Raw genomic sequence first — 20552 nt, forward strand, 5'->3', positions numbered from 1 at the left:
TTAGCTCTTTATTTTTTTTTGATATAATTATACTATAAATTTAAGGTAATAAAATGAGTATGAATATTAATGCTTTGGTATGCGGTAATGGACCTAGTTTAAAAAATATAGATTATAAAAGGTTACCAAAACAATTTGATGTATTTAGATGCAATCAGTTTTATTTTGAAGATAGATATTTTGTGGGTAAAGATGTAAAATATGTTTTTTTTAATCCTTTTGTGTTTTTTGAACAATACTATACTAGTAAAAAACTTATACAAAACGAAGAATATAACATAGAAAATATAGTTTGTTCTACTATTAATTTAGAATACATAGATGGATTTCAATTTGTTGATAATTTTGAATTATACTTTAGTGATGCTTTTTTAGGTCATGAGATTATAAAAAAGCTTAAAGATTTTTTTGCCTATATTAAATATAATGAAATATACAATAGGCAAAGAATTACTAGTGGAGTTTATATGTGTGCTACAGCTGTGGCTCTGGGATATAAAAGTATATATATAAGTGGTATTGATTTTTATCAAGATACAAATAATTTATATGCCTTCGATAATAATAAAAAAAATTTATTAAATAAATGCACTGGTTTTAAAAATCAAAAATTCAAATTTATCAATCATTCAATGGCATGTGATTTACAAGCTTTAGATTATCTAATGAAAAGGTATGATGTGAATATTTATAGTTTAAATTCAGATGAGTATTTTAAATTGGCTCCGGATATTGGAAGTGATTTTGTATTGAGTAAAAAACCAAAAAAATATATAAATGATATATTGATACCAGATAAGTATGCACAAGAAAGATATTATGGAAAAAAAAGTAGGTTAAAAGAAAATCTCCATTATAAGCTAATAAAAGATCTAATTAGACTTCCAAGTGACATAAAACACTACTTAAAGGAAAAATATGCAAATAAAAATAGATAAATTAACTATTTCTCAGAAAAATCCTTTGATAATCCCTGAAATAGGTATAAATCACAATGGTAGTTTAGAAATAGCAAAACTTATGGTAGATGCGGCCAAAAGAGCAGGAGCTAAGATAATAAAACACCAAACTCATATAGTCGAAGATGAAATGAGCCAAGAGGCTAAAAATGTTATACCGGGTAATGCAAATATTAGCATTTATGAGATTATGGAACAATGTGCATTAAACTATAAAGATGAACTAGCTTTAAAAGAGTATGTAGAGAAGCAAGGTTTGGTATATCTTAGCACTCCATTTAGTAGAGCTGCAGCAAATCGTTTAGAAGATATGGGTGTAAGTGCTTATAAAATAGGCTCAGGTGAATGTAATAATTATCCTTTAATAAAACATATAGCACAATTTAAAAAACCTATGATTATAAGCACCGGAATGAATAGCATAGAAAGTATAAAACCCACAGTTAAGATACTTAGAGATTATGAAATACCTTTTGTTTTGCTTCATACTACAAATTTATATCCTACTCCATCGCACTTAGTAAGATTACAAGCTATGTTAGAATTATATAAAGAGTTTAATTGTCTTTATGGACTTAGTGATCATACCACAAACAATCTTGCATGTATAGGTGCAATAGCTCTTGGAGCAAGTGTACTAGAAAGACACTTTACAGATACCATGGACAGAAAAGGCCCTGATATAGTTTGCTCTATGGATGAAAGCACTTTAAAAGATCTTATAAATCAAACACAAGAAATGGTGCTTTTAAGAGGCGATAATAATAAAAATCCTTTAAAAGAAGAGCAAGTGACCATTGATTTTGCATTTGCTAGTGTAGTAAGTATTAAAGATATAAAAAAGGGTGAAATTTTATCTATGGATAATATTTGGGTAAAAAGACCTTCAAAAGGTGGTATAAGTGCAAAGGATTTTGAAGCCATACTTGGAAAAAGAGCAAAAAAAGATATAAAAAATAATATACAACTAACATGGGATGATTTTGAATGAAAAAAATAGTTTTTGTTAGCGGAACTAGAGCTGATTTTTCTAAAATAAAATCTCTAATGATGAAAGTTGAAAATTCAAATGAATTTGAATTATTTATATTTGTAACCGGTATGCATATGAGTAAAAAGTTTGGTTCTACTTATATGGAAATAGAAAAATGTGGTTTTAAAAATATATATAAATATATAAATCACGATAAGTATTATCAGATGGATAAGGCTTTATCATCAACAATAGATGGTTTTTCTAAATTTATACATGAGATAGAGCCTGATTTAATAGTAGTGCATGGTGATAGAGTGGAGCCTTTAGCTGCTGCTATAGTAGGAAGTTTAAATAATATCTTAGTGGCACATATAGAAGGCGGAGAGCTTTCAGGAACTATAGATGAGAGTTTAAGACATGCTATTAGTAAATTAGCACATATTCATTTAGTAAATGATGAAATAGCAAAAAAAAGATTAATACAAATGGGTGAAGATGAGAAATCTATTTTTATTATAGGTTCTCCTGATTTAGAATTGCTAAATAATACTATATCTTTAGATGAAGCAAAAAAATATTATGATATAAAATTTAAAAATTATGCCATAGCTATATTTCATCCAATTACAACCGAAATAAACTCTTTATATAAACAAAGTGAAGAATTTGTAAATGCTCTTATAAAAAGTGAAAAAAATTATATAGTTATTTATCCAAATAATGATTTAGGATTTGAATTAATTTTGCAAAATTATGAAAGGCTAAAAAATAATGAAAGATTTAAAATTTTTCCTTCTTTAAGATTTGAGTATTTTATAAGTTTGCTAAAAAATGCCAATTTTATCATAGGAAATTCAAGTTGTATAATAAAAGAAGCTTTATATCTTAATATAAATGGAATTTTAGTTGGTTCAAGACAAGATGGTAGAACTGACATTAATAAAACAATAAGAGTAAATGCAGAGGAAAAGGATATATTGGAAGCGATTTTAAATACTAGTAAATGCACTAATATTACAAATAAAAGACTAGAAATTTTAAATAGTTCTGAGCAATTTTATAGGTTATTGAAAAATAATATTTTATTTACTATAAACAAGCAAAAAATATTCATGGATAAAAAATGACTTTGTTTTATAAAATTATAGCTTTTTTAAGATTGCTTAAAATTGATAAAAAATTAAAATTTGATAATGAATATTTTTTAAACTTAAATAAAAAAATCTACAATGAAAAGCATAAAGGTTTTTTTGATTTTGATCCAAACTCAAAAGATACAAAATCTCCTTTAAATCCATGGGCTTTTATAAGAGTAAAAAATGAAGCCACTACTTTAAGAGTATCACTTGAAAGTATGTTACCTGCCATACAAAGAGGTGTTATAGGATATAATGATTGTACTGATGGAAGTGAAGAAATTATTTTGGAATTTTGCAAACAATACCCTTCGTTTATACCAGTAAAATATCCCCATGAGGTGCAAATTGAAAATCCGCAAAGCGAAGAAAATAAACTTCATAGTTATTATAACTATGTAGCTAGTTTTATACCGCAAGATGAGTGGCTTATAAAAATAGATGTGGATCATTACTATGATGCAAAAAAATTATATAAGAGTTTTTATATGGCATCAAAAAATACTGCTGTTAGATTTCCAAGAATTAATTTTTTAATACTAGAAAAATTGTAATTCAAAATATAGGAGAATGTGGTTTTATCGATGGAGGGGATCAATTGTTAATTCAAAAGTGCAATAGTGTATTTATAGAAAGAATGGTTTCAAAGCAAAGTCAGTGGATTGATCCTGAAAAAACTGTGAAAGAATTGTATTCTGAACAGCAAATTATACCCAAACATATAAAAATCTTACAAGCAGAATTACTTCAATGGCATTTTCCTGCTTTAAAATATCATAGAAATGATTATCAAAAACATTTGGATGCTTTAACTTTAGAAGATTTTAAAAAAATCCATTATAGACATAGAAAAATAAAGAAAATAAATTATACAATGCTTGATGAAAAAGTAATTCGTGAAATATTAGATAAATTTAAATTGAGTGGTAAAAAAATGACTTTAGCTATAATACCTGCTCGAGCTGGTTCAAAAGGTATAAAAAATAAAAATTTAGCTCTTTTGCATGATAGGCCTTTGTTGTATTATACTATCAATGCAGCAAAAAATTCAAAGTATGTAGATAAAATTGTTTTAAGTAGTGATGGCGATGATATATTAGAATATGGACAAACTCAAGGTGTAGATGTGTTAAAAAGACCTAAAGAATTAGCGCTAGATGATACAACTAGTGATAAGGTTGTATTGCATACCTTGAGTTTTTATAAAGATTATGAAAATATTGTTTTATTACAACCCACTTCTCCTTTAAGGACAAATGTACATATAGATGAAGCTTTTTTAAAATTTAAAAATGAAAACTCAAATGCATTAATAAGTGTTGTAGAATGTGATAATAAAATTTTAAAAGCTTTTATAGATGATAATGGTAACTTAAAAGGAATTTGTGATAACAAATATCCATTTATGCCTAGACAAAAATTACCAAAAACTTATATGAGTAATGGTGCAATTTATATAGTAAAGTCAAATTTATTTTTAAATAACCCAACTTTTCTACAAGAAAAAACAAGTTGCTATATAATGGACGAAAAAGCTAGTTTGGATATAGATACAACAGAGGATTTAAAAAGAGTTAATAATATAAGCTTCTTATAATTTTTTTATAAAAAACTTGGTTAAAAAGGATGCTATATTATCTAGCATTGATGTTTTTAAACAAGTATTTATCTGATTATATAATTTTTCTATCTCATGTTTTTTTAAAAGTTGTCCATAAACTCCCATTTGATGAAAAGTATTTTTCTCCATATTATTTAATCTCCACATTTCTGAAAATAAATGTAAGAAAGGTTGACTGATATCTATTGAAGTATTATCTAAAAAAATTTTTACATTACACCATGGAATCTGACAAGTTCTTTTATAATCCCAAACAAAATTTTCTAAACCACATTTTTTTACATGATCAGCTAAAAACCAAGGTCCTATAACACCCCACGAGATTTTTTTTCTTTTATTAATGATTTTTTCTGCTTCTTGTATAAGATTTTTTCCAAAATCTGAATATCGAGAAAATTTTAAAAAGGATGTTGTGATTCTTGATTTTTTATTATCTTCATCCACTTCTTGTGTAAAGATATATTCTTCATTTAAATCAATATAATTTAAACATATCATATCAAGATCTACCCATACCCCCCCCCTTTTTTTTTTAAGATAAAGTAAATTGTATCTAAAATAATCACTAAACGCTGCTACTCCAGATCCCCTATCGTCTCTAAAATAATTTTTAAAAGAAACAATTTCATTTGCATCTTTTAATTCAAAATCATCAAATAATTCATCTAATTTTTTAAAAATTTTATCATCTAAATTATAAGTATAAAGTATAAATTTATAACCATTATCTATAAAAGATTTTATAGATAAAAGCTCCATTAAACCAATACCTTTATAACCTCTAGGTGTATACCAAAAACTACTAATTTCTTGCTTCATCAACCCTTCTTTGTAAATCAAATTCTTCTTTCTCTAAAACCTCAAACAACTTCTTATGAAAATCATTATTTTTAAAGTTTAAACAAAGCTTTTTTACAAGTTCATTGCTTTTCTTTTTATCTTGATAATTCTGCCATAAAATTTCTTTATTTTTGTTTTCATATCTTCCATTTGGATTAAATTCATAATGATAAATGCAAGTTTTAAAAACAGCTATTTTCTCACAAAACATAAAATAAACATAACAAAAAAGCACATCTTCGCCATAACTCAAACGCTCATCTATTTTAATTTTTTCAAAACTTTTTAAGATAATATCTTTTCTAAAACACTTAGCCCAAACCGACCAGCAAAAATGCCTTTGTTTGCTTAGAAATTCTAAAAATTCTTTTTGATTAAAAAACTCATCTTGTTTAAAACGATAAAATTGCTTGGTTTTTACCCTATGTACAAAAGCATCAAAGCAAAGCAAATCAAAACCTTTTTTCATCTCTTTAAGCGCTATTTTACAAGCATCAAGAGTTAAAAAATCATCACTATCTAAAAACATTATAAAATCAGAACTAGAATGCAAAACTCCCAAATTTCTACTTGCAAAAGTGCCCAAATTTTCTTCATTTTGAAAGATTTTTATCCTTGGATCTTTTTTAGCAAATTCTAAAACCATATTTAAACTATTATCTTTACTTTTATCATCGATAATCAAAATTTCAATATCTTTTAAAGTCTGATTTATACAACTTTGCAAAGCTCTTGAGATAAAATTGCAAGAATTAAAAAGCGGGATTATGATAGAAAGTTGTGGCATATTTTTCCTAAATTTTGTTAAAATAATAAAAACAATTCTATCAAAGTTTAGGAAATTTATGAAAATTTTTATACATCTTCCCACCTGGTTAGGCGATACGGTAATGGCTTCACCTGCTTTATACACTATAAAAGAACATTTTAAAGATGCTCAGTTTATCCTTTATGGTTCTTTTGTTTCTACAGCACTTTTTAAAGAATTTCCTAATTCTAAAATCATCATAGAAAATAAACTATCCCGTTATAAACAAGCTCTATCTTTACGCAAAGAACTTGGTAAAATCGATCTTAGCTTTGCTTTTAGATCTGCGTTCTCTTCTAAGATTATCTTGCATATCCTTAAAACAAAACAAAGATATTTTTTTGACAAAAACAAGTACAAAGAAGAACATCAAGTTTTAAAATACCTTTATTTTATAGAAAATTCACTTAGTATAAAAGCTCATTTTAAGGACTTAAAGCTTCCCTTTAAGCTAAAATTTCAAAACCCTCTTATCTTAAGAAATGGTAAAAAAATTCTAGGACTCAACCCTGGTGCAAGCTTTGGAAGTGCAAAAAGATGGGATGCGAGTTATTTTGCTAAAGTGGCTTTAAATTTCAGCCAAAGTCATGATATTTTAATCTTTGGTGCAGGAAAAGCCGAACAAGAACTTTGTAATGAAATTTATCAAATTTTAAAAGAACAAAACATAAAAGTAAAAAATCTTTGCAATAAAACCACCATCAAAACCCTTTGTCAAAATATCGCTTTTTGCGATCTTTTCATCACAAATGACAGTGGACCTATGCACCTAAGTGCGGTTTATAAGGTAAAAACCGTAGCTATTTTTGGCCCTACGAAATTTACTCAAACTTCACCTTGGCAAAATGAAAATGCAAAATTAGTGCATTTAGATCTAGCTTGTATGCCTTGTATGCAAAAAACCTGCCCTTTAAAACACCACAAATGCATGAAAGATCTAAAGCCTGAAAAAGTGATAGAACAGGCTAAAAATTTACTTAAAAACTCTCATCTATGATCTGACAAAGTGTGTGTATGATTAAAATGTGCATTTCTTGAATTCTAGCTGTATCATCGCTTGGCACGACAAGATTGTGATCGCAAAGCTTATTCATCATTCCACCACCCTTTCCACTAAGTCCTAAACAAAGCATATTAAGCTCTTTTGCTTTTTTAAAAGCTTCTAAAACATTAGGGCTTTTTCCACTCGTTGAAATACCGATTAAAACATCATTTTCATTTCCTAAAGCTTCCACTTGTCTTGAAAAAACAAACTCAAAACCATAGTCATTTCCTATGGCACTAAGTGCTGAAGTATCGGTTGTAAGTGCTATGCCTGCTAAAGCCTTGCGTTCTTTTTTATAACGCCCGCTAAGTTCAGCCGCAAAATGCTGAGCATCAGCCGCACTTCCACCGTTTCCGCAAATTAAAATTTTACCACCTTTTTTAAGACACTCACACAAAAGCTCACCTACTTTAGCGATTTGTCCTTTTAAAATTTCGCTTGCTTGAACAATTTTTTGATGTTCTTGCCATTCTTTTTCCACTAAATTTATCATTTTTTATCCTTAATCTTTTCTATGATCTTACTTGTACTAAATCCTTCTTCAAAGTCGATTAATTCAACCCTTGAAACGATATCTGCACCTACAACAAGTTTATCTTTATAATCAGCTCCTTTAACCAAAATATCAGGCTTTAAAAAGCTTATAAGTTCTAAAGGCGTGTCTTCATCAAAAATCACTACAAAATCAACAAAATAAAAAGCTGCCAACATACAAGCTCTTTGAAATTCTGAATTTACAGGACGACTCTCGCCTTTGAGTCTTTTCACACTCGCATCTGAGTTCAAACCTACAATCAAAACATCGCCCAATCTTTTAGCTTTGTCAAGGTATTTTATATGTCCAAAATGCACGATATCAAAACAACCATTTGTAAAAACAATCTTTTTATTATTTTGTTTCAAAAGTACCAAAAGTTCTTCTTTGCTTTTGATTTTTTTCTCAAAATCCACGCGCTTAAAACTTTTAATCTCATCAAAACTCACACTCACGCTACCTATTTTACTTACCACAACAGCTGCGGCTTCATTGGCAAGTTCGCAAGCTTTAAAAATTTCAATTTCATTTGCCAAACAAAAAGCCAAAACGGCAATCACACTATCGCCCGCTCCTGTTACATCATAAACCTCTAAGGCTTTAGCAGGTGCGATTTTCAAACCCTCATCAAAAAGTGCAATTCCAGCTTCTGAAAGAGTGATGATAGAATAACGCAAAGAAAAATCTTCTTTTAATTTTTTGATGCCTTTTTCTAAATTTTCACCCTCTAAATTTTCAAATTTCAAAGCCTCTAAAGCTTCTTTTTTATTAGGTGTAAGTAAAGTTGCACCGCTGTATTTGTTAAAATCACTCCCCTTAGGATCAACCAAAACAGGGATATTTAAAACCTTAGCCTTTTCTATCACAGCCTTACAAACTTTAGGGGTTAAAACACCTTTGGCATAATCGCTTAAAACCACAGCCTTAAAGTCTTTAATCTTTTCATCAAACAAAGCAATAAGCTCATTTTCAAGCAAAATCTCACTTATATCTTCTTCATCCAGTCTTAAAACCTGCTGATTATGCGCCATAATACGATTTTTAAAAGGAGTTTTGCGTCCTTTTTGGATCAAAAATTCTCCTTTTAAATTTTCTTGTAAAAATTTTCCACTCTCATCATCGCCCACAACACCGAGCGCAAAAACATCAGCTCCCAAGCTTTTTAAATTTGCATAAACATTCGCAGCCCCGCCTAATCTTTTATCTTCTTTAAGAGTTTTAGCTATTAAAACAGGGGCTTCAGGGCTGATACGCGAACAATCACACCAAGTGTAATTATCCACCATAAAATCTCCTATAATCAAAATTTTAGGTTTTTGCTGACTTAAAAACTCAAGCATTTACTTCCTTTTCAAAAAGTCTTTTTATCTCGCCTAAATAATCTTTTATACCCTCTTCAAGGCTAAATTTTGGCTGATAATTCCAAGTTTGATCTAGTTTTGCTTCAGTATGGAACTGATAAGATTTTACATAAGGATTTGGGATATATTCACAAGGCAAATCAGTCTTTAACTCTTTTTGCAAAATATCAACTATATCTTGAAAGGTTCTTGCTTTACCACTGCCTACATTATAAACCCCACATTTTGAATCAAGGGCGATTAAATTAGCACTAATAACATCTTTAATATAAGTAAAATCCCTATAAATTTGATCACTTCCTTCAAACAATCGTGGATTTTTTCCTGCTAAAATTTGATGGCCAAATTGCAAAACCATAGAAGCGGTTTTGTTTTTATAAAATTCGCCTTTTCCATAAACATTAAAATATCTAAGTCCTACCAAATGAGCTTTATCGTAGTATTTTTTCGCTAACTTATCCATCATCAATTTTGAAAAAGCATAAGGATTTTTTGGTTCTTCATCTTTACCTACAGTTTGTGGACTTTTTGCATCACCATAAACCGAAGCTGAACTTGCATAAATAAGCTTTGCATTAAGATCTATGCTAAGTTCTATAAAATCTTTAAAAGTATTTAAATTGGTTTGTAAAACCTTAGTTTGATCAAAAACCGTAGTGTCTGAAATTGCTGCTTGATGAAAAATAATCTCTGGCTTAAAATCTTCAATCTTTTTTAAAACTTTTTCATCGTTAATATCACCTGCAAAAAGCTCTCCATCAAATTTAAGTAAATTTTTAAAATGCCCAAAACTTTGTAAATTTCCATTTTCAAAAGTCGCATTGCTACGCATTTTATCAATGATTAAAATTTCATGTTTTTCTTGCAAATTTAAAGCCAGTTGCGAACCTATAAATCCTGCACCACCTGTGATTGCTACTCTCATTTAAATGTCCTTTTCTTTAAAAAAGCTCAAAATTTCTTTTAAATTTTTAAATTGTCTAAAAAAATCGCCTTCTTTTTTTTCTTCATTTACCAAAATCAAAGTGCCAATATTAGCATTTAACCCTGCTTGCATATCGCTTAGATTATCTCCGATAAAAATAGAATTTTTCATATCTAAATTAAACTCATCTTTTGCTTTTAAAAGCATTCCTGCTTTAGGTTTGCGACATTCACAACCTTCTAAATGCGGACAATGATAAATTTTATCAATTTTTATACCTTGTTTAGTAAATTCTTTAAGCATATAATCACAAAGCTTAAAAAATTCACTTTCCTTATAATATCCTCTTGCAATGCCTGATTGATTTGTCGCTATAAAAAGCAAATATTTTTTAGCTAAAAAATATCTACAAAGTTCAAAAATTCCATCACAAAATTCAAAATCTTCTATTTTATAGACATATTTTTTATCTATATTAATCACACCGTCTCTATCTAAAAATAATGCTTTTGTTTTCATAAAAAACATTATAATATAGCTTTTTTGAAAAGAAAATAAACATTATCTTTATTTTCTTAAGATTTTTATAAAAATAAAGATATATAATATCTAGCAATCTAATTTTTACTGAGGAGAAATCAAATGAAAAAATTATTAGTAGTTTCTGCTTTGGCATGTCTTGGTGTTTCTGCTTTTGCTGCAGATGGTGCTACACTTTTTAAAAAATGCGCAGTATGCCATGGTGCAAATGCTGACAAAGTTTACTTAAACAAAGTTCCAGCCTTAAAAACTCTTTCTTCTGCTGAAAGACTTCAATACATGAAAGAATATTCAGAAGGTAAAAGAAATGCTTATGGTCAAGGTGCGATCATGAAACTTAACCTTAAAGGTTTAACTGAAGAAGATTTTAAAGCTATCGAAGCTCATATTGAAACTTTAAAATAATTTCTACAAAAGGCTTTCCTTTTTAAGAAAGCCTTTTTTTATCCAAAGCTTCTTTTTTACGTCTTTCTAATTCTATAGCATCACGTAAAGAATCCTCATCATCATTTAAAGTAGTAAATTTATAATCATCATCAAATTGCTTATTTTTAATCCCCCAAAGCAAAGTTGCCAAAATGATAAAAAACGCTAAGATAGAAACTCCTATCATCATCATGATTATACTATTCATTCTTTAATCCTTAAAGCATTTAAAACGACTATTATACTACTAAAAGACATAGAAATAGCAGCAAATAAAGGATTTATCATACCCAAAAAAGCCAAAGGTATGGTGCAAGCATTATAAAACAAAGAAAAAGCAAGGTTTTGCTTGATAATTTTAAAGGTGTTTTTAGATAATTTGATGGCTTTTTTTAAAGAAAGCAAGTCATTTTTCAAAAGCAAAACATCACTACTTTCTATAGCTAGATCACTTCCTTCTCTTAAAGTCATTGAAACACTTGCGTATTTTAAAGCTAGTGCATCATTTACCCCATCACCTACAAATAAAACTTTGTAATTTTTACTTAAATTTTCTATAGTTTTCATCTTATCTTCAGGCAAACAAGAAGCTTGATAATTTTGAATTTCTAACTTTTTAGCGATTTTTTCCACTGCTTTTTGATGATCGCCACTAAGTATCATTAATTCTTTCTTTTCTTTTTTAAGATAAGCAATAAGCTCTTTTGCACCTTCTCTTAAAACACTATCAAACTCAAAAAAAGCTAAAATTTTACCTTCCTTGGCAAAAATAAAATGTGTATTATCAAATTCTTTAGCCACAATACCCTTTTCTTGCAAAAATTTAGAACTTCCGCCTAAAAGCAACCCTTCATTTAACTCAGCACTTAAACCTTTAGCTTGAATACTTGAATGCTTTTTAAAATTCAAATTTAAATCCTTAGCTCCTTTTTGCTTTAAATACGACGCAATATTTTGAGATATAGGATGTTTAGAAAGTTTTACAAAATTATAAAGCTCGTTTAAATCAAGCGCTTTATCTAAAAAAACCTCTTTAAGTTCAAGCTCTATTTTGGTTAAAATACCCGTTTTATCAAATACCACGCAATCACATTTGCTTAAATCTTCTATCACACTAGAACTTTTAAACAAAATATGCTTTTTTAAAGCCCTACCTAAGGCCACAAGATTGCTCACTGGCGTTGCTAAAGCCAAAGCGCAAGGACAAGCGATAATTAAAACTGCAATCGCATTGACTAAAGAAATTTCAAAACTTGCATCTTTATAAAAAAACCAAAAAGCAAAACAAATAAAAGCGATCAATAAAACCGTTCTAGAAAAATAAGCCGAAAGACTATTGACCAAACTTTCAAGTTTTGCTTTTTTAGAACTCGCAAGTTCTAAAAGCTGGATAATTTGACTGAGTTTTGAATCTTTGTAAAGCTTTGTTGCTTCATACTCCACACTTCCATCAAGCACTATACAAGCTGAAAAAATTTCATTTTCTTTTTGTATGAGTTTTGGAATACTTTCTCCATTTAAAGAAGAGGTATCCACGCTCATTTCACCACTTTTACAAATCCCATCGATTAAAATTTTATCTCCAGTTTTAAGTAAAATTCTATCTCCTAAACAAACCTTTTGCACTTCTTTAGAAACAAATTCTTTACCATTGAAAACTAAAACTTCATTTTGCAAAAAATCATTAAGCCCATCTATGGTATCTAAAGCACGCTTTTTGCTAAACATCTCAAGATATTTACCTATAAATACAAAGCAAATTATCATCGCCACAGAGTCAAAATACACTTCCCCCACCCTAAAAAACATGGCCCATAAAGAATAAACATAAGCCAAACTCGCTCCGCTAATCACCAATACATCCATATTTAAACTATGCATTTTTAAAGTTTTAAAAGCGCTTTTATAAAAATGAGATCCCGTATAAAAAAGCACAGGAGAACAAAGGATAAATTCAGCAAAATTTAAAATATCCTTAGTGTCCTTATCCATACCGCTAAAAAATCCTGCGTATTTTGCCACTGCTATCCACATGATATTCATCACACAAGCTATAGCCACAACAAGCTTAGAATAAAATTCCCTTTTTAGTAAATCCGCTTTTTTTGAAGCCTTGCTCGCATCATAAGCACTCGCTTTATAGCCTATGCTTTCAATAAGTCTTAAAATTTGCACCAAAGAAATGCTTTGCTCATCAAAAACAATGCGTGCTTTATGGTTTAAATGATTAATATCAAGTTCTAAAATTCCTTCTTGTTTGGTTAAAATTTTCTCATTAAGCCACACACAAGCTGCACATTCTATACCGTGTATCATGAGATAAATTTCACTAAATCCTTCTTTGGTTTTAGTGATAAACTCATCATAATTTTTCATTTCATTTTGAAAATTTACAGGGCTTAAAGTTTGATTTCCAAGCTTTTCATAAAACTCATCTAATCCACTTTCATGCAAAATTTCCCAAACGCTCTCACAACCTTTACAACAAAAAAATTTACCCTTATACTCTATCATTTGGGCTTGTTTATAATCAAGTTTGCAATGTTCACATTTCATAATCATTCTTTAAAAAAATATTTTTTATAATTATAAACAAATTTGACAAAAAGTGCATTTTTTTATTAAAATCACATTTTACAAAAATTATTCTGCTAAATCTTACGAGGACTTATGGAAAAAGAAAAAAAACAACATCAAAGAACCCACGTTCCAGTGGAAGGTTATAAAATCGAAGAATTAAAATTATTAGATTTAGAAAATCTAGTTAAAATCGCCAATGAATGCGAAATCGAAAACCCAAGAGAATTTCGCCGCCAAGAACTTATTTTTGAAATTTTAAAAGCACAAACAAAAAAAGGCGGTTTTATACTTTTTACAGGGATTTTAGAAATTTCTTCCGAAGGTTATGGCTTTTTAAGAGGTATGGACTCTAATCTTAGCGATAGTGTTAATGACGCTTATGTTTCAAATTCACAAATTAAAAAATTTGCTCTGCGTGTAGGCGATATCGTTACAGGACAAGTTAGAGAACCAAAAGATCAAGAAAAATACTACGCTCTTTTAAAAATCGAAGCGATCAATTATCTGCCTTTACAAGAAGCCAAAGAAAGACCTTTATTTGATAACTTAACCCCTATTTTTCCAACAGAAAAAATCAAACTCGAATACGATGCAATGAAGCTTACAGGTCGTGTTTTGGATCTTTTTACTCCTATAGGAAAAGGACAACGCGGGCTTATCGTTGCTCCACCACGCACAGGTAAAACAGAGCTTATGAAAGAACTTGCTACTGCTATTGCAAAAAACCACCCAGAAATGCATTTAATCGTACTTTTAGTCGATGAAAGACCTGAAGAAGTTACCGATATGCAAAGATGTGTAAAAGGCGAAGTTTTTAGTTCTACTTTTGATTTACCTGCTTATAATCATGTGCGTGTAGCCGAACTCGTGATAGAAAAAGCCAAAAGAATGGTAGAAACAGGCAAAGATGTTATCATCTTACTTGATAGTATCACAAGACTGGCACGTGCTTATAACACCGCAACTCCAAGCAGTGGAAAAGTCCTAAGCGGCGGGGTGGATGCTAATGCCCTACACAAACCAAAACGCTTCTTTGGTGCAGCTAGAAATATAGAAAATGGAGGCTCTTTAACCATAGTTGCTACAGCTTTAATTGATACAGGTTCAAGAATGGATGATGTGATTTTTGAAGAATTTAAAGGCACAGGAAATAGCGAAATAGTTCTTGATAGAAATATCGCCGATAGAAGAATTTATCCTGCGATTAATATCATCAAATCAGGAACAAGAAAAGAAGAATTACTCCAAGGTGTGGCAAACCTTCAAAAAATTTGGGCAATCCGTTCAGCGATTTCTCAAATGGATGATGTTGAAGCGTTGAAATTTTTATATTCTAAAATGCTTAAAACCAAAGACAATGTAGAACTTTTATCTATAATGAACGAGTAGAAAATGCTCCAAGCTTTAGCGATTAAATACAGACCAAAAACCTTTGATGAACTCATAGGACAAAAGACAGTTAGCGTAAGTTTAAAATACGCCCTAAATCATAATCGCTTAGCTCATGCTTATCTTTTTTCAGGACTTAGAGGAAGTGGAAAAACTTCAAGTGCTAGAATTTTTTCTCGTGCTTTAGTTTGCGAACAAGGACCAAGTGATACTCCATGTGGCACTTGCAAACACTGTCTTGCAGCACTTGAAGGCAAACATATAGACATTATAGAAATGGATGCTGCAAGCAACCGTGGGCTTGAAGATATACAAGCCTTAATCGAACAAACCAAATACACCCCTTCTATGGCAAGATTTAAAATTTTCATCATTGATGAAGTACATATGCTTACCCCACAGGCTGCAAATGCACTTTTAAAAACCTTAGAAGAACCCCCAAGTTATGTTAAATTTATACTTGCAACCACTGATCCTTTAAAACTCCCAGCTACCGTGCTTTCAAGAACGCAACATTTTCGCTTTAAACAAATTCCACAGAGTGAAATTTTAAATCATCTTAAAGAAATTTTACTTAAAGAAAATGTTAAATTTGAAGAAGAAGCTTTAAAATTCATAGCAAGAAGCGGTAATGGATCTTTAAGAGATACTTTAACCTTGCTTGACCAAGCTATTATTTTTTGTCAAAATGAAATCAGCATTAGCAAGATTACCGATATGCTAGGCTTTTTAGATCCTCAAAAAATCAAAGCCTTTTATCAGGCTATCTTAACAAAAGACAAGGAAAAAGTTTTTGCATACTTAGAAGAATTACAAGACTATGAAGCCTCAAGCGTGATTGATGAAATGCTTTTTTATTTAAAAGAAAGCTTTTTTGCAAAAAGTACGGAATTTTCTATTTTAATTTATGAAAGATTTTTCCGTATTTTATCAAAAGCTAAAAATATGCTTTGCGATGATGATGGCTTTACGCTTTGTGTTATGGCTTTTATGATGATGGAAGCAAGCCATTTAAAAGAAATTGATGCACAAATCCAAGAAATCAAACAAGAAAATATAACAAATATTACACCTAGGATCACACCTTCTCCTATCATACCTAATCTTGAGAAAAAAATAGAAAAAAATGCTTATGAAATCTTGCTTGATAGTATTTATGATAGGGATTTTGATCTTGCAGAATGCTTTAAACAAAGCACAAAATTTATTAGTTTTGAAAACAATACCTTAAATATAAGCTCAAACGCACAAGGACAAAATCGCGATACACTCAATAAAGGTTTTAAACTCATACAAGAACTTTTTAAAGCTAAATTTGGAGAAAATGCTAAAATTAATGTGCAAAAAGCACTAACAATTGATGAAAATAAGCTTCAATCCTTAACTCAAGAATTACCAAACAATGAAAATAAAAACATAGATATTCAAAGTTCTATTAATATGCTTAAAGAAGGGGCCAAAAAATTTGACCCACAAGAAGATCTTAAAGAGGCTCTTAAAGATTGTTTTGGAGAGCCTAGTATAGAAAATTAATCATCATTTTTAAGAGAGATGAAAATCAAAGCTAAAAACATATAAGTTACCAATCTTATAGTATCAGGTAAACCTTTCCAAACCTTACTCATCCACATTCCAAACCATTCTGCAACAACTACTTGGAAGGCAAAAAACCATAAAATACACAAGTTAAAGAAATAATCCCAAAAAATCTTAGCATTATGAAAGCTTTGAGCATCTAAATTTCTAGCTTTAAACATATCATAAGCACCTTTTTTAGAGCTGTTAAGGCAATAAAAGTTTCAAAAAGAATAATTGCTATATAGCCTATATGATAAATCACGGGAGAAGTAATAGCCATTATAAACTACAGCATTACCTAAATAAATCAGGCTTTGTATCCATACTCATCACATGCGAAACAAATTGGAAATTAGAATTGTAATCTGTCACATTTCCAAAAACCACTATACCTGCTAACGATACAACGGTAAGCAAAATAATAATTTTTGAAAATCTAATCATTTTGCTTATGCAAAAACATTTTTGTTGCATTTATACTCTTTTAATAATATATTTTAGTAATATTAATTATATATAATATATTATTAATAAAAATTAAATTTTTAAATTCTTTTAAGTCTTAAAGAATTAAGCACTACAGTAATAGAACTAAAACACATTGCAAGTGCTGCTATATGAGGACTTAAAGAGATAAAAGGTATAAATCCTGCCGCGATAGGAATGCAAAGCACATTATAAATAAAAGCCCAAAAAAGATTTAGCTTAATAATACCGCGTGTTTTTTTAGCAAGTTTAAAACATTTAAAAATCGCTGATAAATCATCTTTTATCAAGATAAAATCTCCTGTTTTTTTAGCAAGTTCATTTGCCTTTGAAAAACTCATACTCACACTTGCAGCAGATAAAGCCGCCGCATCATTGATCCCATCTCCTACAAAAAGAGTTTTTTTAAATTTTTGAATGATTTGTAGTTTTTCTTCACTCTTAAGCTGAGCGTGAAATTCGTCTATTTGTAATTCTTTGGCTATTTTTTCTACATTTTTTACATGATCGCCGCTTAAAATAAAAGTTTTAAGATTTTGCTTTTTTAAATTTAACACAAGCTCTTTGGCTCCATCTTTTAAAGCATTGCTTAACAAAACACCGCCTAAACACTTTTTATTCTTAGCAAAATACACCCTAACATATTCTTTAAAAGTATCAAAAAAGATATCACTTTCTTTTGTGTCAATTTCATTTTCGTGCAAAAACTGTGCATTGCCTACGAGATAATTATCATTATCTTCTTTGTATTTTATACCAGAACCCACAATCACTCTTCCCTCACCCTTTAAATCAAAAAAATGATCTTTATGTAAAGCCTTAGCTATAGGATGAGAGCTTAAACTTTCAATTTGACATAATTTATCAAAATCATCTTTAGAAAGATTGTGTTTAAAAATACTCAAATTTTCCTTTGTTAATGTACCCGTTTTATCAAAAAAAGCATACTTAACTAAGGCTAATTTTTCTAAAGCAGCAGGATTTTTAATAAGAATGAAATTTTTTGCCGCATTTGCACTTGCCACAACCAAAGCTATAGGCGTTGCAAGACCTAAAGCACAAGGACAAGAGATCAAAAGCACAGCACAAGAGTGTAAAAAAGCTGTATTTAAATCTGCTTTTAGCACCCAAAAAACAAAAACTAAAAAAGCAAAAAATATTATACCCCCTACAAAGTATTTAGAAATTTGATCTGCTAAATTTGCCAAAGGACTTTTGATACTTCCTGCTTCAAAAACTAGATTTTTGATTTGTTCTAAAGTACTATCCATGGCCTTTTTGTTTGCTTTGATCCTTAAAGCACCATTTAAAACTACTGCTCCTGCTTGAACTTCATCGCCTTCTTTTTTTAAAACAGGCAAAAACTCCCCATTTAAAAAACTCATATCAAGCTCTGCACTCCCTAAAAGCACTACTCCATCTGCAACAATACTTTCTCCTTCTTTTACCAAAAGTACATCGCCACTTTTGACAAAAGAACTTGAAATTTCTTTGATACTTTCATCTTCAAGCAAAATTTTTGTCTTTTTTGTGTCTATATTTTCTAAAATTCTTTGATAATCTTGTGCCTTAAATTTAGCCTTACTTTCAAGATATTTTCCTAAAAGCACAAAGGAAATAATCATCATTGCACCACTAAAATACAAATCTTCTTCTTTGAAAATTTGCAAATACACCAAAAAAGAATACACAAAAGCACTCAAAGTCCCCAAAGCTACAAGGGTATTCATATCTAAATTTTTACTTTTAAGTCCTAAAAAAGCATGAGAAAAAAAGTCTCTCCCACAATAAAATATCCCAAAAAAACTCAAAGCCATTTGGATATTTTGAGAAAAAGAACTTTTAACAAACATTTCAAAATACATAATAATCACACTCAAAACTATACTTAAGAGCAAATTTTTTCTTAATTCTAAGTGTTTTTTTGCCTTGTATGCGTTCAAGCTTTGTTCATCTTCTAAAATTTCAAAGCCTAAATTTTGAATTTTTGCGATGATATCCTTGCGTTTTTTTTGATCTTCAAGTAAAAAAACCCCGCTAGAATTCACATAAGAAACACTAGCATCTTTAACACCATCAATTTTTTTACAAGCTCTTTCTATAGCATTAGAACAATTAACGCAAGTCATTTTGCCTATTTTTATACGCAATTCTTCCATTATAAACGCTCTACAATCTCAAAACCTAAATCTTGAAATTCTTTTGTAAAATTTGATACTTGATTTTCTTCTAAATTTAAACTTAAAATTTTTTGCTCCAAATCCACTTCTATATTTCCAAATTCATCTTCAAGAGAATTTTTGATCAAATTTACACAATTCATGCAATTAACATTTTTTACTTTAAATTTCATTTTCACTCCTTATAGGTTGTATGGTAATGTGCCCGATTTCAAATTCATGCAATAACTTATGAGATAAATCCTGAGATAGTTTTTCAAATTCCTTTAGATTGCAAACTCTTACTTTTAAATGCATAGAGGCTACTAGCATTTTATTAGTGATTTGAGTAATATGCAAATCCACTACCTCATCCACACTAGGATTTAAAAGCAAAACTTGTCTTACTTTTTCTATATCCACAGGAGAACTTTCAAGCAAGACATTAGCGCTTTGTTTAAGCAAGATAATCGCCCATCTTAAAAGCAAGATTGATAATACAATAGCTAAAATCGTATCTATATAAACAATACCGCTAAAATACACCACGATCCCACCTATAATAACCGCTAAAGAACCCAATAAATCACTCATCATATGCAAAAAAGCGGACTTCATATTGACATTTTCTAAATTTGCACCCTTAAACATCATCAAAGCATTAATCCCATTTACCAAAAAGCCCAAAATAGCTACAATTATCATGGTTTTAACATCAATTTCTTTTGGATTAATAAATTTTTCTATAGCTTCATAAATGATAAATAAAGCCGATAAAATAATGGTTAGAGCATTGATAAAAGCCACTAAAACTTCAAGACGAAAATACCCAAAGGTCTTTTGATGATCTTGCCATTTTTCTACGGCTATAATGGCTAAAAAACTAAGAGCTAAGGAAAAAACATCAGAAAACATATGCAAAGTATCGCTTAAAAGTGCTAAAGAATTTGAAAGGATTGAATAAATAAATTGCACAAGCATCATAGAAAAAGTCATTAAAAGAGAAATTTTTAAAATCTTTTTATCCACACTCCTTGCATCAGCATGGGAATGATGATGTTCATGAGAATGTTCTTCGTGATTATGATGACAAGATTTGTTAGCTAAAGGCTCGTGTGATAAAAATTTATACATCTTATATCCTTTTTTGCTTGACATTTTAAGATATTAAGCTAAAAAGGATATAAA

21 protein-coding genes and 2 pseudogenes are annotated in these 20552 nt (G+C 29.6%); 10 read left to right on the forward strand and 13 right to left on the reverse strand.

Annotation, left to right across the window (positions count from 1 at the left end; all coding sequences use genetic code 11):
* Positions 1 to 53: 53 nt before the first annotated feature.
* The 6 genes and pseudogenes from FBF11_RS05575 to FBF11_RS05595 all read left to right on the forward strand — a co-directional run bounded on the left by FBF11_RS05575 (position 54) and on the right by FBF11_RS05595 (position 4668).
* Entirely contained in the window at positions 54 to 938 is an 885-nt protein-coding gene (locus tag FBF11_RS05575) for an alpha-2,3-sialyltransferase (protein ID WP_002858290.1), read from the forward strand.
* Positions 919 to 1950: a sialic acid synthase gene (gene neuB1 / locus FBF11_RS05580; protein ID WP_002858213.1), complete on the forward strand. Its 1032-nt coding sequence runs from the start codon at positions 919 to 921 to the stop codon at positions 1948 to 1950. The genes FBF11_RS05575 and neuB1 overlap by 20 nt, the downstream gene beginning before the upstream one ends.
* The gene (gene neuC / locus FBF11_RS05585) at positions 1947 to 3062 is read left to right on the forward strand and encodes a UDP-N-acetylglucosamine 2-epimerase (protein WP_002858400.1); all 1116 of its coding nucleotides are present in this window, start codon (positions 1947 to 1949) and stop codon (positions 3060 to 3062) included. Before neuB1 ends, neuC begins: the two co-directional genes overlap by 4 nt.
* On the forward strand, positions 3059 to 3625 hold the full coding sequence (locus FBF11_RS05590) for a hypothetical protein (protein WP_168977465.1): 567 nt from the start codon (positions 3059 to 3061) through the stop codon (positions 3623 to 3625). Before neuC ends, FBF11_RS05590 begins: the two co-directional genes overlap by 4 nt.
* 83 nt (positions 3626 to 3708) lie before the next feature.
* Positions 3709 to 3924: pseudogene (locus FBF11_RS08660) on the forward strand (hypothetical protein); the annotation flags it as partial.
* Between the two features lie 81 nt (positions 3925 to 4005).
* On the forward strand, positions 4006 to 4668 hold the full coding sequence (locus tag FBF11_RS05595) for an N-acylneuraminate cytidylyltransferase (protein WP_002881429.1): 663 nt from the start codon (positions 4006 to 4008) through the stop codon (positions 4666 to 4668).
* On the opposite strand, the gene FBF11_RS05600 is transcribed toward FBF11_RS05595, so the two are convergent.
* A complete protein-coding gene (locus tag FBF11_RS05600) occupies positions 4663 to 5511 on the reverse strand; it encodes a glycosyltransferase (RefSeq protein ID WP_019108742.1) in 849 nt (282 codons plus the stop codon). The two genes, FBF11_RS05595 and FBF11_RS05600, sit on opposite strands and share 6 nt — an antisense overlap.
* Positions 5495 to 6319 carry a glycosyltransferase family 2 protein gene (locus tag FBF11_RS05605; protein WP_002858096.1) on the reverse strand — a complete coding sequence of 275 codons (825 nt, stop codon included), beginning with the start codon at positions 6317 to 6319 and terminating at the stop codon, positions 5495 to 5497. The genes FBF11_RS05600 and FBF11_RS05605 overlap by 17 nt, the downstream gene beginning before the upstream one ends.
* A 58-nt stretch (positions 6320 to 6377) precedes the next feature.
* Here FBF11_RS05605 and waaF point away from each other — a divergent pair, with 58 nt between their 5' ends.
* Positions 6378 to 7337 carry a lipopolysaccharide heptosyltransferase II gene (waaF, locus tag FBF11_RS05610; RefSeq protein ID WP_002875425.1) on the forward strand — a complete coding sequence of 320 codons (960 nt, stop codon included), beginning with the start codon at positions 6378 to 6380 and terminating at the stop codon, positions 7335 to 7337.
* Here the strand turns inward: waaF and gmhA are convergent.
* The 4 genes and pseudogenes from gmhA to gmhB form a co-directional block, all read right to left on the reverse strand.
* Positions 7318 to 7878: a D-sedoheptulose 7-phosphate isomerase gene (gene gmhA, locus FBF11_RS05615; RefSeq protein ID WP_002875424.1), complete on the reverse strand. Its 561-nt coding sequence runs from the start codon at positions 7876 to 7878 to the stop codon at positions 7318 to 7320. The genes waaF and gmhA overlap by 20 nt on opposite strands.
* Positions 7875 to 9260, reverse strand: coding sequence for a D-glycero-beta-D-manno-heptose-7-phosphate kinase (rfaE1, locus tag FBF11_RS05620; protein ID WP_002858114.1), 1386 nt, complete (start codon positions 9258 to 9260; stop codon positions 7875 to 7877). The genes gmhA and rfaE1 overlap by 4 nt, the downstream gene beginning before the upstream one ends.
* Entirely contained in the window at positions 9253 to 10206 is a 954-nt protein-coding gene (gene rfaD / locus FBF11_RS05625; RefSeq protein WP_057096888.1) for an ADP-glyceromanno-heptose 6-epimerase, read from the reverse strand. Before rfaD ends, rfaE1 begins: the two co-directional genes overlap by 8 nt.
* A pseudogene (gene gmhB, locus FBF11_RS05630) lies at positions 10207 to 10768 on the reverse strand (D-glycero-alpha-D-manno-heptose-1,7-bisphosphate 7-phosphatase).
* Between the two features lie 80 nt (positions 10769 to 10848).
* Between gmhB and FBF11_RS05635 the strand changes: the two are divergent.
* Positions 10849 to 11151 carry a cytochrome c gene (locus tag FBF11_RS05635; RefSeq protein ID WP_002852762.1) on the forward strand — a complete coding sequence of 101 codons (303 nt, stop codon included), beginning with the start codon at positions 10849 to 10851 and terminating at the stop codon, positions 11149 to 11151.
* 22 nt (positions 11152 to 11173) lie between these two features.
* On the opposite strand, the gene ccoS is transcribed toward FBF11_RS05635, so the two are convergent.
* The gene (gene ccoS, locus FBF11_RS05640; RefSeq protein ID WP_002852798.1) at positions 11174 to 11380 is read right to left on the reverse strand and encodes a cbb3-type cytochrome oxidase assembly protein CcoS; all 207 of its coding nucleotides are present in this window, start codon (positions 11378 to 11380) and stop codon (positions 11174 to 11176) included.
* Positions 11377 to 13734 carry a heavy metal translocating P-type ATPase gene (locus tag FBF11_RS05645; protein ID WP_079254749.1) on the reverse strand — a complete coding sequence of 786 codons (2358 nt, stop codon included), beginning with the start codon at positions 13732 to 13734 and terminating at the stop codon, positions 11377 to 11379. The genes ccoS and FBF11_RS05645 overlap by 4 nt, the downstream gene beginning before the upstream one ends.
* A 108-nt stretch (positions 13735 to 13842) precedes the next feature.
* Between FBF11_RS05645 and rho the strand changes: the two genes are divergently transcribed.
* Both rho and FBF11_RS05655 read left to right on the forward strand, forming a co-directional pair.
* A complete protein-coding gene (gene rho, locus FBF11_RS05650) occupies positions 13843 to 15141 on the forward strand; it encodes a transcription termination factor Rho (RefSeq protein WP_002852852.1) in 1299 nt (432 codons plus the stop codon).
* Between the two features lie 3 nt (positions 15142 to 15144).
* Positions 15145 to 16674 (forward strand): DNA polymerase III subunit gamma/tau, encoded by a 1530-nt coding sequence (locus FBF11_RS05655; protein WP_002868593.1) that lies wholly within the window; start codon positions 15145 to 15147, stop codon positions 16672 to 16674.
* Here FBF11_RS05655 and FBF11_RS08590 read toward each other — a convergent pair.
* The 5 genes from FBF11_RS08590 to czcD form a co-directional block, all read right to left on the reverse strand.
* Complete coding sequence (locus FBF11_RS08590; RefSeq protein ID WP_002868592.1) at positions 16671 to 16898, reverse strand: DUF2165 family protein; 228 nt, start codon at positions 16896 to 16898, stop codon at positions 16671 to 16673. The two genes, FBF11_RS05655 and FBF11_RS08590, sit on opposite strands and share 4 nt — an antisense overlap.
* A 115-nt stretch (positions 16899 to 17013) precedes the next feature.
* On the reverse strand, positions 17014 to 17193 hold the full coding sequence (locus FBF11_RS08595) for a DUF2165 family protein (protein ID WP_002868591.1): 180 nt from the start codon (positions 17191 to 17193) through the stop codon (positions 17014 to 17016).
* A 71-nt stretch (positions 17194 to 17264) separates the two neighbouring features.
* The gene (gene copA / locus FBF11_RS05670; RefSeq protein ID WP_002868590.1) at positions 17265 to 19364 is read right to left on the reverse strand and encodes a copper-translocating P-type ATPase CopA; all 2100 of its coding nucleotides are present in this window, start codon (positions 19362 to 19364) and stop codon (positions 17265 to 17267) included.
* On the reverse strand, positions 19364 to 19558 hold the full coding sequence (locus FBF11_RS05675) for a cation transporter (RefSeq protein WP_002852760.1): 195 nt from the start codon (positions 19556 to 19558) through the stop codon (positions 19364 to 19366). The genes copA and FBF11_RS05675 overlap by 1 nt, the downstream gene beginning before the upstream one ends.
* Positions 19548 to 20498 (reverse strand): CDF family cation-efflux transporter CzcD, encoded by a 951-nt coding sequence (gene czcD / locus FBF11_RS05680; RefSeq protein WP_002868589.1) that lies wholly within the window; start codon positions 20496 to 20498, stop codon positions 19548 to 19550. The genes FBF11_RS05675 and czcD overlap by 11 nt, the downstream gene beginning before the upstream one ends.
* Positions 20499 to 20552: the final 54 nt, after the last annotated feature.

The sequence above is a fragment of the Campylobacter sp. CFSAN093224 genome, from assembly GCF_012897395.1.
Taxonomy (GTDB): domain Bacteria; phylum Campylobacterota; class Campylobacteria; order Campylobacterales; family Campylobacteraceae; genus Campylobacter_D; species Campylobacter_D jejuni.